The sequence below is a fragment of the Azohydromonas australica DSM 1124 genome (assembly GCF_000430725.1).
Taxonomy (GTDB): Bacteria; Pseudomonadota; Gammaproteobacteria; order Burkholderiales; family Burkholderiaceae_C; genus Azohydromonas; species Azohydromonas australica.
Genome location: NZ_KE387204.1, coordinates 364067 through 377574, shown reverse-complemented (window position 1 = coordinate 377574; position 13508 = coordinate 364067). Strand labels below are relative to the sequence as shown.

The 13508-nt window shown below is 73.4% G+C and carries 8 protein-coding genes; 7 read left to right on the top strand and 1 reads right to left on the bottom strand.

Annotation, left to right across the window (positions count from 1 at the left end):
* Positions 1-9: 9 nt before the first annotated feature.
* Positions 10-3102 (top strand): PAS domain S-box protein, encoded by a 3093-nt coding sequence (locus tag H537_RS45085; protein WP_051243153.1) that lies wholly within the window; start codon positions 10-12, stop codon positions 3100-3102.
* A gap of 23 nt (positions 3103-3125) precedes the next feature.
* Here H537_RS45085 and H537_RS0123585 read toward each other — a convergent pair whose 3' ends face one another.
* Positions 3126-3845, bottom strand: a complete 720-nt coding sequence (locus H537_RS0123585) for a Crp/Fnr family transcriptional regulator (RefSeq protein WP_156901899.1) — start codon at positions 3843-3845, stop codon at positions 3126-3128.
* Between the two features lie 363 nt (positions 3846-4208).
* On the opposite strand from H537_RS0123585, the gene H537_RS0123580 reads away from it, so the two are divergent.
* The 6 genes from H537_RS0123580 to H537_RS49630 all read left to right on the top strand — a co-directional run bounded on the left by H537_RS0123580 (position 4209) and on the right by H537_RS49630 (position 13438).
* Positions 4209-4394: a hypothetical protein gene (locus H537_RS0123580; protein ID WP_028999813.1), complete on the top strand. Its 186-nt coding sequence runs from the start codon at positions 4209-4211 to the stop codon at positions 4392-4394.
* A 90-nt stretch (positions 4395-4484) separates the two neighbouring features.
* Complete coding sequence (locus H537_RS0123575; protein WP_064736031.1) at positions 4485-5426, top strand: ParB N-terminal domain-containing protein; 942 nt, start codon at positions 4485-4487, stop codon at positions 5424-5426.
* A 12-nt stretch (positions 5427-5438) separates the two neighbouring features.
* On the top strand, positions 5439-6794 hold the full coding sequence (locus H537_RS0123570) for an HlyD family secretion protein (RefSeq protein WP_051243152.1): 1356 nt from the start codon (positions 5439-5441) through the stop codon (positions 6792-6794).
* On the top strand, positions 6791-8974 hold the full coding sequence (locus tag H537_RS45080) for a peptidase domain-containing ABC transporter (protein WP_051243151.1): 2184 nt from the start codon (positions 6791-6793) through the stop codon (positions 8972-8974). The genes H537_RS0123570 and H537_RS45080 overlap by 4 nt, the downstream gene beginning before the upstream one ends.
* Before the next feature lie 264 nt (positions 8975-9238).
* Complete coding sequence (locus tag H537_RS0123560) at positions 9239-10339, top strand: hybrid sensor histidine kinase/response regulator (protein ID WP_028999810.1); 1101 nt, start codon at positions 9239-9241, stop codon at positions 10337-10339.
* 408 nt (positions 10340-10747) lie between these two features.
* Entirely contained in the window at positions 10748-13438 is a 2691-nt protein-coding gene (locus tag H537_RS49630; RefSeq protein WP_156901898.1) for an ATP-binding protein, read from the top strand.
* Positions 13439-13508: the final 70 nt, after the last annotated feature.

The window sequence follows — 13508 nt, the reverse complement described above, 5'->3', positions numbered from 1 at the left end:
CCCACTGGCATGGACAAGCACCGCACGCTGCCGCGCGCGCCGCTGACGCTGTTCGCGGCCGGGGTGGCGGTGGCGGTGCTGGCCGGGCTGTGGCAGCAGCGGGCCAATGACGCCTTCCTGCAGGAGCGGCTGCAGGCCGCGGCCGAGCGCAGCGCCGAAGTGCTGCGCCGGCGCATGCGCACCTACGAATACGGGCTCTTCGCCACGCGCAGCGCCGTCTTCACCGCCGGCGACACCGTGGAGGCGGTCTCGCGCGAGCAGTTCCGCCGCTACGGCGCCTCGCTGGACCTGCCGCGCCAGTACCCCGGTGCCTCCAGCTTCGGCTTCGTGCGGCGCGTGCCGGCGCAGCAGGAGGCGGCCTTCGTCCAGGCCATGCGCCGCGAGGGCCTGGCGGATTTCCGCATCCGGCAGTTCAAGCCTCACGACGGCGAGCGCTTCGTCGTGCAGTACAGCGAGCCCGAGAGCGGCAACGCCGTGGCGCTGGGCCTGGACCTGGCCTCCGACCCCGAGCGGCTGGACACCGCGCTGGCGGCGCTGCGCAGCGGCGAGCCGCGGCTGACGCCGCCGATCACGCTGCCGCAGGCCCTCCACCACGAGGAGCGGGCCTTCGCGCTGCTGCTGCCCCTGTACCGCGGCATCCAGGTCCCGGCCGAGCCCGCGCGCCGCGAGGCCGAGGCCTTCGGCTGGGCCGCCGTCACGCTGGTGGCGAACGAGGTGCTGCGCGGCTTCGACGACGAGCGCGGCGCGATCGCCCTGGCGCTGTCGGACGCCACCGGCCCGGGAGAAGCCGAGCGCTTCTATGCCGCCCCGGGCTGGTTCGAGCCTGTGCCCGGCGCGCCGCTGCGGCAGGTGCGGCTGGCGCTGTACGGGCGCCAGTGGCTGGTGCAGGTGCAGCCGCTGCCGCCCTTCTTCGCCCGGCTGCACCTGCGCGAGCCGCTGGAGCTGGGCACCATCACCACGGGCGTGTCGGGCCTGCTGGCGCTGCTGCTGGCCGGACGGCAGCGCGCGCGGGAGCGCGAGCGCGTGATCCGGGCCGAGCGCGAGCGGCTGGCCGCGGTGGTGGAGAGCTCGCACGACGCCATCGTTGCCCACCGGCCCTCGGACCAGATCACCAGCTGGAACCCGGCCGCGCAGCGGCTGCTGGGCTGGAGCGCGCAGGAGGCGCTTGGGCGAACGCTGACGGAGCTGATCGTGCCGGCGTGGCTGCACGGCCAGGCGCGGCAGGTGATCGAGCGCGTGCAGCGCGGCGAGGACGTGCCGCCTTTCGAGACGGTGCGCATGGACCGCGAGGGCCGGCTGCTGGACGTGATGGTGTCGGTGTCGCCCACCCGCGACGCGCAGGGGCACGTCACCGGCGCGGCCACCACGGTGCGCGACCTGCGCGCGCAGCGCGAGGCACAGGCGCGCATCACGGAGCTCAACGTCACGCTGGAGCAGCAGGTGCAGCAGCGCACCGACGAGCTGCGCGCCATCCTGGCCAGCGCCGGCAGCGCCATCATCTGTGCCGACCTGAGCGGCCACATCACCCTTTTCAACCCGGCCGCGGAACTCATGCTGGGCATGCCGGCGGCGGTGGCGCTGGGGCGCCCGTTCCTGGAGCTGCACGACGCCGCGGAGCTGCGCGCAAGCGCCTGGCGATTCCCGCAGGTGGTGCACGAGCACGCGGCGCAGCTGCCGTTGTGGTTCCAGGCCGCGCTGCGGCGCCGCCCGAGCCCGGCGACCGAGGGCGCCGGCAGTGGCACCGAGGCCCAGGCCGACGTTCACGGCGAGTGGACCTACGTGCGCGGCGACGGCTCGCGCTTTCCGGGCCTGCTCAACGTGAGCCTGCTGCGCAACGGCAGTGGCCGCGCCGTCGGCTTCCTGGCCGTGATCGTGGACCTGAGCGAGCGCAAGGCCATGGAGGAGGCGCTGCGCCGTCGCACCGCGGAAGTAGAGGCGCTGGCCGCGCGCGAGCGCGCCATCCTGGCCGGCGCGGGCAGCGCCATCGTCGTCACCGACGCGCAGGACCGCATCACGCTGTTCAACGAGGCCGCCGAGCAGCTGACCGGCCATGTCCGCGCCGAGGTGCTGGGCCAGCGCGCCGTCGCGCTGCTCTTCGACCCCGAGGAGCTGCGCCGGCGCCAGCGCCTGCTGCAGGAAGCCTTCGGCCGCACGGTGGCGCCGGGGGAGCTGTTCATGACGCGCACGCGCGGCGCCGAGGGCCGCGAGTGGCGGCTGCGGCGCGCCGACGGCACGCCGGTGCCGGTGCTGCTGGACGTGCGCACGCTGCGCGACGAGCGCGCGCGCACCGTGGGCCTGATCTACGTGGCGGTGGACCTGTCCGAGCGCAAGCGGCTGGAGACCGAGCTGCAGCAGCGCACCGAGCAGGCCGAGGCCGCCAACCGCGCCAAGAGCGCCTTCCTGGCCAACATGAGCCACGAGATCCGCACCCCGCTCAACGCCGTCATCGGGCTGAGCCACCTGCTGGAGCGGATGCCGCTGGAGGGGCGCCAGCGCGAGTTCGTGGGCCACATCGCCGGCGCGGGCGAGCAGCTGCTGGCGCTGGTCAACGACGTGCTGGACCTCTCCAAGATCGAGGCCGGCGAGATGCGGCTGGAGCAGGTGCCCTTCGCGCTGGACGCGCTGCTGGAGCAAGTCGCGGCGCAGGCGCGCGTGCAGGCCGACCAGAAGCAGCTGGCGCTGCACCTGCAGGCCGCGCCGGCGCTGCCGTCGCGCGTGTGCGGCGACCCGGTGCGGCTGCGGCAGGTGTTGCACAACCTGCTGGGCAACGCCGTGAAGTTCACCCAGGCCGGCAGCGTGACGCTGCGGGTGCAGCCGCTGGCGCCACCACCGGAGCCGCCGCCCGGGCACGCAAGGCTGCGCTTCGAGGTCGAGGACACCGGCATCGGCATCCCGGCGGAGGCGCAGGCGCGCATCTTCGAAGCCTTCACGCAGGCCGACAGCTCCACCACGCGGCGCTTCGGCGGCACGGGGCTGGGGCTGTCCATCGTGCGCCGGCTGGTGGCCCTCATGGGCGGCACGCTGGAGCTGCAGAGCACGCCCGGCCAGGGCAGCCGCTTCAGCGTGACGCTGGTGCTGGCACTGCCCCGGGACGATGACTGAGCCCGGCCCGGGGCTTCACCGAGTCAAAGCAGCGGCTCCACCAGCCGCGCGTACAGGGCCCGGGTCGCGTGGTAGCACTCGCAACTGAGCCCGTCGAGCTCGTTGCGGTCGCGGATCTGAATGCGGTTGCGCTTGAGATCCACGATGCCCTCCCGGTGCAGCTCGGCCAGCACCTCGTTCACCGACTGGCGCCGCACGCCCATCATCGAGGCCAGCATCGCCTGCGTGAGCGCCAGGTCGCTGGAGGCGGCCCGGTCCACCGAGGTGAGCAGCCAGCGGCACAGGCGCTGCCTGACCGTGTGGTGCGAGTTGCACACGCAGGTCTGGCTGCCGAAACGCATGCTGTAGCCCGCGTAGTTGTTGAGCAGGCGGCAGGCGTGCGCGCTGGGCCGCACCGCGTCGAGGAACGCGGCGGTGGGAATGCGGATCAGCTCGCCCGGCGCCTGCTGCATCACCGTGTGCAGGCAGGCGGGCAGGCCCAGCCAGGCCGCCACGGCCACCATGCCCTCGTTGCCCACGGTCAGCACGTCCGCGCTCGCGCCGTCCTGTAGCCGCACGACGATGGAGAGCAGGCCGCCGGCGGGAAAGTACATGGCGGGCATCGGCCCGCCTTCCACGTACAGCTCGGTACCCGCCGGCTCGTTGCGCACTTCCAGCATCGCCCCCAGGCCGGGGCACTGGCGCAGCAAGCCATCGAGCAACTGGTTGCGGTGTTCCGGGCAACGCGTGAGGTATGTGTTCACAAACAAGCCTCCGACCTATGCACGTGATCGCATAAGTTGGCAACGAACATGCCGGCTCTGTCGGCGATCGGACATACAGCCTCTGGACGCGTGCCCAGAATCGGCCCCTCAAGATTGAGAACGAGACAGGAGGGGTCGCAAGGCCGGGGCGTGGCGCCCAGCGCAGGAGCTGGCGCCACCGTTGCAGGTTGAGCATGCAACTTGAACGGGCGCTTCGGGCACTTGTCACCGAACACCAGAAACCGGCCGGGCCACGGCGGCTTGCGCCTGCCCGGCCGGCATGGAATCAGTGCCCTTGCGACAGGGCCTGGTGCGCGTCCCATGGAGGGGAGCGCCGGTTGTCGCGGTTCACCGGAGCTGAAGATGAGAACTCTCGACAGCGAAGAACTGAAGCTCGTCTATGGAGGAGGCACCACGACGGGCGGTGACTGCAAGCCGGACAAGAAGCCCAGCTGCAGCAAGAGCAAGCCCAGCCGGCACAGCAAGAGCTGCACCAAGAGCCACCACGACAACGGCAACCACTACGGCTGGTGCCACAAGAAGAGCTGAGCGGCCATCGACCTGGTGACTGATGGCGAGCCCGGCGCCGGGATGCCGGCAGGCCGGGCGTCCTTCCACGACGGATGGGGAGCACGCTCCATGTCAACGATGCCCGGGCAGCTGCCGGCCGAGGGGACCAAGGGTCTGGAGGAGCTGTGGCTGCTGGGCCAGCCCACGCTGTCGCGGCTGCTCGAATTCGTGCAGGACAGCGTGGTCGGTGGAGAAGCCATGGACTGCCGCGCGCTCAGCGCCGACTGGCGCGCGGCCAACGAGTATTGCCAGCACCTGGAGCGCACCGAGGCCGGCATCGCGCTGGAGGGAAGGCACCGGGCGCTGGACCCGGGGCTGGAGGACCTGGCGGCCGAGGTGCAGGCGCATCCCCACTTCCGGCGCAACTTCGACACGCTGCCCACCGAGTTTCGCATGGTCGAGCTGGACCGGCTGATCGTCGACCAGATGCACGTCACCTACAGCCACGTGAGCGCCGTGGCCGCGCGGCTGGGCAGCGAGCCCGACCCGCGCACGGTGTTCGGGCTGTGCTTCCCGCTGGACGCGCCCGCGCCGCCGGTGCAGGTGCAGCAGCTGGGCTCGCACCGCTGGGTGCTGCGCTGTCCGTCCACGGACCTGCGCTTCCACGAGGCTCGGCTCTTCTCGCCCGCGCAGCTCGCCGGCTACGAGCCCTACGGCGCCGTCGCGGGCATCGTGGGCCTGGTAGTGGGCTTCGGCTGCAACTTCCTCACTGCCGTGCGCGTGGGGCGCCGGCACCTGCTGGTCAACGGCTACCACCGCGCGGTGGCGCTGCGCGCGCTGGGCCTCACGCACGCGCCCTGCATCGTGCAGACCGCGACCTGCGCCGACGAGCTGCAGATCGCGGCGCGCAGCCGCGTGGCCGAGCGGTCAGAGTTCTATTTTGAGTCGGCACGCCCGCCGCTGCTGCGGGACTTCTTCGACCCGAAGCTGCGCCGGCTGCTGCCGCTGCGTCCGCGCACGCGGCACATCGAGCTGAGCTTCGAGGTCCACGAGCACCTCGTGTCGGACTGAGGGCCGCCGGCCATGCTGCCGCGGGTCTCACACCAGCCGGCCCCAAGCGGGGACGGCGCGCGCGGCGCTGTCGCCGCGGTGCCGCTGTTCCGCCGCGAAGTGCTGGCCGAGCGCCAGGCGCAGTGGCTGGGCACGGTGCTGCTGGCGCCGCGTCTGTCGCACCGGCTGCTGACGCTGGTGGCCGCGCTGGCCGCGGCGGCCGTGGTGGCGCTGCTGTTCCTGGGGCACTTCACGCGCACTGCGCGCGTCAGCGGCTGGCTGGTGCCGCAACAGGGCGTGGTGCGCGTGTTCGCGCCGCGGCCCGGCGTGGTGCAGCGGCTGCACGTGAGCGAGGGCCAGGCGGTGCGCCAGGGCGAGGCGCTGCTCACGCTCTCCGACGAAGTGCAGAGCACCACGCTCGGCGCGGTGCAGGCGGAGGTGGCGCGCCAGCAGGCGCAGCGGCGCGAGAGCCTGCTGGCCGAGCGCGAGCAGCAGCAGCGGCTGCTGGCGCAGCAGCAGCGCGCGCTGGCCGACCGCGTGGCGGCGCTGCAGGGCGAGCTGCGGCAGAGCGAGCGCGAGATCGCCGTGCTGCAGGCGCGCCGTGCCATCGCGCTGCGCAACGAGCGGCTGCACCAGGAACAGTTCCGGCAGGGCTTCGTCTCGGAGATGCGGCTGCAGCTGGTGGAAGCCGAGCGGCTGGAGCAGGACGCGCGGCTGGGCGAGATCGAGCGCGGCCGGCTGGCGCTGGCGCGCGAGCGCATGGGCGTGGAGGCCGAGCTGGCCGACCTGCCGCTGAAGGCGCACAAGGACCTGGCGCTGATCGACCGCGAGCTGGCGCAGCTGGGCCAGGAGCGCGCGGAGGCCGAGGCGCGGCGCGAGATCGTGGTGAGCGCGCCGCACGACGGCACCGTCACCGCCATCCAGGCCGTGCCCGGCACCCTGGCCACCGCGGCCGTGCCGCTGCTGTCCGTGCTGCCCGCGGGCAGCCGGCTCGAAGCGCACCTCTACGGGCCCAGCCGCGCGGTGGGCTTCCTGCAGCCGGGCCAGCGCGTGCGGCTGCGCTACCAGGCCTTCCCATACCAGCGCTTCGGCCACCACGAGGGCGTGATCCAGAGCGTCTCGCGCTCGGCCGTGAGCCCGGCCGAGCTGCCGCCGCAGCTCGCCGGCGTGGCGGGCCAGGACGCCGGCGGCACCGCGCCGGGCGGCCGGGCCGAGCCCAGCTACCGCATCGTCGTGACCCTGGCGCGCCAGAGCGTGCTGGCCTACGGCCAGGAGCTGCCGCTGCAGCCGGGCATGGCACTGGAGGCGGACGTGCAGCTGGAGCGCCGGCGCCTGGCCGAGTGGGTGCTGGACCCGCTGTACGCGGTGAGCGGGAGGCTGCAGCCATGAGAGGAGGACCGGGCGCCGTGGCCGGCGCGCTGGAGCGCCTGGCGCTGGGCTGGGGCGCGCGGCTGCCGGTGGTGCTGCAGACCGAGGCCGCGGAGTGCGCGCTGGCCTGCCTGGCGATGGTGGCCGGCTGGTTCGGCGCCTCGTCCGAGCTGGGCGAGCTGCGCCGGCGCCTGCCGGTGTCGCTCAAGGGCGCGAGCCTGAAGGACCTCATCGGCATGGCCGAGCGGCTGGGCTTCGCCGCGCGCCCGCTGCGGCTGGAGCTCGACGAGATGCGCGCGCTGCGGCTGCCCTGCATCCTGCACTGGGACCTGAACCACTTCGTGGTGCTCCGGTCGGTCGGGCGCGACGCGGTCGTGATCCACGACCCGGCCGTGGGCGTGCGCCGGCTGGGCTTCGACGCGCTGTCGCGCCACTTCACCGGCGTGGCGCTGGAGCTCACGCCGCTGGCCGGCTTCCAGGACGCGCAGCCGCCGCAGCGGGTGCGCATGCGCTCGGTGCTCGGACGCCTGGCGGGCCTGCCCGGCGCGCTGGGGCAGCTGCTGGCGCTGGCCTTGGCCATCGAGATCTTTGCCGTCATCAGCCCGCTGTTCATGCAGTGGGTGGTGGACCACGCGCTGGTGAGCGCCGACCGCGAGCTGCTGACGGTGCTGGCGCTGGGCTTCACGCTGCTGCTGCTGCTGCGCGTGGCGGTGTCGGCGCTGCGCGGCTGGGTCGTCATCGCGCTGGGCGCCTCGCTCAAGGTGCAGGGGCGCGCCAACCTGTTCACGCACCTGCTCAACCTGCCCACGGCCTTCTTCGAGGCGCGGCACCTGGGCGACGTGATGTCGCGCTTCGCCTCGCAGGAGACCATCCTGCAGGCGCTCACCACGGACCTGGTCGAGACCCTGCTGGACGGCCTGATGGCGCTGCTGACGCTGGCGATCATGGTGGTGTTCGCGCCGCTGCTGGCCGCGGTGGTGGTGGGCGGCACGGTGCTGTACGCGCTGCTGCGCTGGGCGCTGTACGCGCCGCTGCGCCTGGCCTCGGCCGAGGCCATCGTCTGGAGCGCGCGGCGCGACAGCCACTTCCTGGAGACGCTGCGCGGCATCAAGGCCATCAAGCTGTTCAACGGCCAGGACGGCCGGCGCGCGCACTGGCTCAACCTGCTGGTGGAGGCGGTGAACCGCCAGCTCGGCACGCAGAAGCTGCGCCTCCTGCTGCGCACGGCCAACATGCTGCTCGTGGGCCTGCTGCTGATCCTGGTGGTGTGGCTGGGGGCGCAGCGGGTGCTCGACGGCGCCATGACGGTGGGCATGCTGCTGGCGTTCCTGGCCTACAAGGACCAGTTCCTGGGCCGCGTCAGCAGCCTCATCGACCGCGCGGCCGACCTGGCGATGCTGCGGCTGCACGCCGAGCGGCTGGCCGACATCGCGCTGACCGCGCCGGAAGCCGGCGCGGCGGGGCCCGCGCCGATGGCGCACGAGGAGGAGGCGTCGGCGCAGGCGGTGCCGGCCGCCGTCGAGGTGCAGGGGCTGCGCTTTCGCTACGGCGAGCATGAGCCCTGGATCCTGGACGGCCTGAGCTTCGCGGTGGGCGCGGGCGAGACGGTGGCGATCGTGGGCGCCTCGGGCTGCGGCAAGACCACGCTGCTCAAGATCCTGGCCAGCCTGCTGCAGCCGGTGCAGGGCGAGGTGCTGGTGGACGGCCGGCCGCTGGCGCGCATGGACAGCGCCGCGTGGCGCGCGCGCATCGGCGTGGTGATGCAGGACGACCAGCTCTTCGCCGGCTCCATCGCCGACAACATCTGCTTCTTCGCCGAGCGGCCGGAGGCGCGGCGCATCGAGGCCAGCGCGCGCCAGGCCTGCCTGCACGAGGAGATCGCCGCCATGCCCATGGGCTACGGCACGCTCATCGGCGACATGGGCACGGTGCTCTCCGGCGGGCAGAAGCAGCGGCTGCTCATCGCGCGCGCGCTCTACCGCCGCCCCGGCGTGCTGCTGCTGGACGAGGCCACCAGCCACCTGGACCTGGCCAACGAGCGCGCGGTGAGCGCGGCCATCCGCGCCACGCAGGTCACCCGCATCATCGTGGCGCACCGGCCGGAGACCATCCGCTCGGCCGACCGCGTGATCGACCTGGACCAGCTGCAGGAACGGGCCGCGGCCACCGCCCTGGCACAGCCGCGGCGCGCGTCGGCCTGAGAGGCGAGTGGCGCCGTCCGGGGTGCCGCGCGGAACGGCCCGTCCACGCGCACGCCCCGGCCGTGCATAAGTCTCACGCGCCGCCTCTTCGCGCCGAACGCCCCAGGCAGGCCCCGGGTCACCTTACGGGCGGTGTCAAGTTCGCCCGCTAAGCTGGCCCGCGCCCCCAGGTTCCGGTCCCGGGATGCCTGCGGCAGGCGTCCCGGCGCACCGGCCGCCGGCAGGGATTCCCGCAGTCATCCACGTCCCCGCAGTCCACCGCCCATGAAGCAGCCGCCCGCCATCCTGATCGTCGAGGACGAGGCCGTGATCGCCCTGGACCTGAAGCTGGAGCTGCAGGACATGGGCTACCGCGTGCTGGGACCCGCCACGTCGGGCGAGCAGGCGCTGCGGCTGGCGGCGCAGGAGCCGCCGGACCTGGTGCTGATGGACATCCGCATCCACGGCCCGCTCGACGGCGTGGACACCGCGGCGCGGCTGGGCTCCGGCGGCGGGCCGCCGGTGATCTTCCTGACCTCGCACAGCGACGACGACACCGTGGCGCGCGCGGCGCGCACCGCGCCGCTGGGCTTCATCACCAAGCCCTTCCAGCCGCGCGAGCTGCGCGCGGCCATCGAGGTGGCGCTGGCGCGCACGGCGCTGGAGCGCGCGCAGCGCGCCGCCGAGACGGCACAGGCGCAGCGCGACGCGCAGGTGCTGCTGCTCTCGCGCGCCAGCCACGAGATGCGCACCCCGCTCAACGCGGTGCTGGGCTTCGCGCAGCTGCTGCGCACCCTGCCAGGCAACGACAGCCCGCTGGCGCAGCGCTACCTCGGCCACATCGACGAGGCCGGGCACCAGCTGCTGGCGCTGGTGGAGGACCTGCTCGACCTGCAGCAAGGCGAGGACGGCCTGCGCCAGCTGCTGCAACCCGAGTCGCTGGCGCTCGCGGACTGCGTGCAGGCCGCGCTGGAGCCGCTGGCGGCACTGGCGCAGGCGCGGCGCGTGAGCGTGCACGGCCACGACGTCGCGCCGGCGCTGCGGGTACGCGCTGACGCGGCTCGGCTGCAGAAGGCGCTGGCGGCGCTGGCCTGCAACGCCATCCGCTACGGCCACGAGGGCGGCCACCTGTGGGTGCAGGCGCAGGCGCTGGAGGGGCGCGTGCGCCTCACGCTGGCCGACGACGGCGAGGGCATCGCACCGGAACGCCTGGCGCAGCTGTTCCAGCCCTTCGCGCGCGCGGGGCGCGAGCATTCGGCCATCCAGGGCGCGGGCCTGGGCCTGGCCACCGCGCGCACCCTGGTGCAGGCCATGGACGGCACGCTGGAGCTGCACAGCAGCCCCGGCCAGGGCACGGTGGTGAGCCTGGAGCTGCCCGCGGGCTGATCGCGGCACGTAGAAAAAACCGGACAGCGGACAGGGGGCACGCAAACCCGGGGAAACCCGTGATTGCCCGGTCATGCAATTGATCCACGTTAATCAGGACCATGATTTTCAAATCACGGCATGTCGCGTGAAATCTTTTCACGGACTTTGAAAGCGCTTTGAACATATATCGCACGGAGAATTTCCAAAGCGAACGGTCAATTAACGTTCGCCCTGCAGGGCTTGCAAAGCAGCCCAATATCCGAGGCCGGCAAGAGAAATAGATTCTTGAGTTATCCTCCTTGATGCTGCAGTGCAGCAACTTAACTTAAATCTTGCCATTCAGGTCGCGCGGGCGAATGCGGATGCCGCGCTTTTCCTGCCGAAGCCCGCGCATCGTCGCCACGGCTTGATCGCTCGGAACGTCGCGTGCCCATATCGACCTTGTTTCGCCAGCGCCAGCCAGGCCTGCGCACCCTGCTGACCTTGATGGCCCTGCTGCTGAGCACGCTGGTGGCGGGCGTGCTGGCGGCATTGCGCACGACGCAGCTCGACGAACAGGCACAGGCGGCCACCGGCGCGCTGGGCCTGCAACAGGCCGCGGGCGTGATGGCGGCGGTGGATTCGGACCTGGGCCGTTTCGGGCAGGAACTGCAGGCGCAGGCGCGGCTGATCGAGGAGCTGCGGCTGCTGGACCAGCCGCAGCGGCTGCAGGCCCTGGTGGCGCGCCTCTATGCCGGGCCCAGCTTTGGCTGGGCCGGCGTCACGGACGCGCAGGGCAGCGTGCGCGCGGCGCTGGACGGGCTGCTGGTGGACGTGAACGTGTCGCAGCGCGACTGGTGGGGCGCAGGACGGCGGGGACTGCACTTCGGTGACGTGCACGAGGCCAAGCTGCTGGCGGGGCTGCTGCCGCAGCTGCACTCGGGCGAGCCCTGGCGCTTCGTGGACGTGGCCGTGCCGCTGCGCGGCGCCGACGGCGGCTTCGCCGGCGTGCTGGCGCTGCACCTGTCCTGGCCGTGGCTGCGCGAGCGCATCGGTCTGTATGCCCGCACGGCGCCCGCCCAGGGCGCGCAGCTCTTCATCGCCGGGCGCGACGGCCGCCAGCGCCTGGGCCCCGGCGGCGAGGCGGGCGCGCCGCTGCCGCCGGCCGTGGTCTCGTCCCCTGAAGGCTGGGCGCTGCTGCAGTGGCCCGACGGCCGGCACTACGTCACCGCCTGGAGCGCCAGCCGCGGCAGCGCGCCCTACCCCGGCCTGGGCTGGGTGGCACTGGTGCGCACGCCGGTGGAAGCGGTGCACGCCGCCAATGCCACGGCGGCGCGCTGGACCTGGGGCGCGGCGGCGCTGGGCGTGGCGGGCACCACCGCGCTGGCGTGGCTGCTGTCCACGCTGGTGCTGCTGCCGCTGAGGCAGTTCGTGGCCCGCGTGCGCAGCATCGCCGGCGGCGCGAGCGTGCCGCCACCGCGGCTGCTGCCGGCGGAGTTCGCCCGCATGCACGAGGTGGTGCTGGAGCTGGTGCAGCGGCTGCACGAGAAGGAGGCGGCGCTGCGGGCCTCGCTGGAGGACGTGCGCGGCGGTTTCGACAGCGTGGGCCGCGCGCTGCCGGGCATCCTGCTCACGCGCGTGCACGGCCCTGACGGCGTGCACTACAGCCACCTCAGTGCCTCGGCCCCGCATTACCTGGGCGTGCCGCGGGACGAGATCCTGGCCGACCGCGGCGACCGGGCCTGGCTGCGGCGCGTCGAGGCCGAGGACGCGCGGCGCATCGCCGCGCTGCTGCTGCGCGTGGACGCCGGCGAGGCGCTGGACTTCGACTTCCGCGTGCTGGGCGACGACGGCCGCTGGCGCTGCCTGCACGCCATGCTGGTGCCGCGCGAGGACGGCCCGGCGACGGCGCGGCGCGTGGTGGACGGCATCGTGCTCGACGTCACGGCGCTGCAGGAAGCGCGCGCGCAGGCGCAGCGCGCCAGCGAGGCCAAGGACCGCTTCCTGGCCACCATGAGCCACGAGCTGCGCACGCCGCTCAACGCCCTGCTGGGCTACACGCAGCTGCTGCGCACGCGGCTGGCCGACGCGGAGGACCGGCACGACGCCGAGCGCATCGGCCAGGCCGGCGAGCAGCTGCTGCGCATCCTCAACGAGGTGCTGGACCTGACCAAGGTCGAGGCCGGGCGGATGGAGCTGGAGCAACTGCCGCTGCGGCTGGAAGCCGTGCTGCAGAACTGCCACGAGCTGTTCGCCCCCAACGCCGCCGCCCGGGGGCTGCAGCTCGCGCTGGCGCTGCCGCCGCGGCCGCTGCCCTGGGTGCTGGGCGACGCGGCGCGGCTGCAGCAGGTGCTGTCCAACCTGCTGTCCAACGCGCTGAAGTTCACGCACGAGGGCAGCGTGATGCTGGCGCTGGCGGTGGAGGACGGCGCCCTCGGGCCGGGGCCGCTGTGGGTGCGGCTGGAGGTGCGCGACAGCGGCATCGGCCTGAGCGAGGAGCAGAAGCGGCGCCTGTTCGAGCCCTTCCAGCAGGCCGACAGCGCCACGGCGCGGCGCTACGGCGGCACGGGGCTGGGGCTGTGGATCAGCCGCCGCCTGGCACAGGCCATGGGCGGCGACGTGGAGCTGGATTCCGCGCCCGGGCAGGGCACGACGGTGCGGCTGCGCCTGCCCTTCGAGCCCGCCCCGGACGCGGCGGTGGCACGGGCCGCCGGTGCGGCGGTGCCGGCCGCGCCCAGCGCCGCCGCCGGGCTGCGTGTGCTGGTGGTGGACGACGTCGCCATCAACCGCGAGGTGCTCGGCGCGCTGCTGCGCCACCTGGGCCACGGCGTGGAGGAATGCGGCGACGGCGAATCCGCCATCGAGCGCTTGGCCGCGCAGGACATCGACCTGGTGCTGTTGGACGTGGAGATGCCAGGCATGGACGGCCTGGAGGCGGCGCGCGCCATCCGCGCCCTGCCCGGCGCGGCGGGCCGCGTGCCGCTGTGGGCCGTCACGGGCCGCGCCTACGAGCAGGACGTGGCCCAGGTGCAGGCCGCGGGCATGGACGGGCACCTGAGCAAGCCGGTGAACTTGGCGGCGCTGGGCGAGGTGCTGCGCGCGGTGCAGGCACGGCGCAACGGCACGGCGGCGCCCTGAGGCCCGGATACGACGCGCAGTCCCGGTCCTTGGGCCGCCCGCTGCGCCCAGGAATCGCGAGTTGAGACCA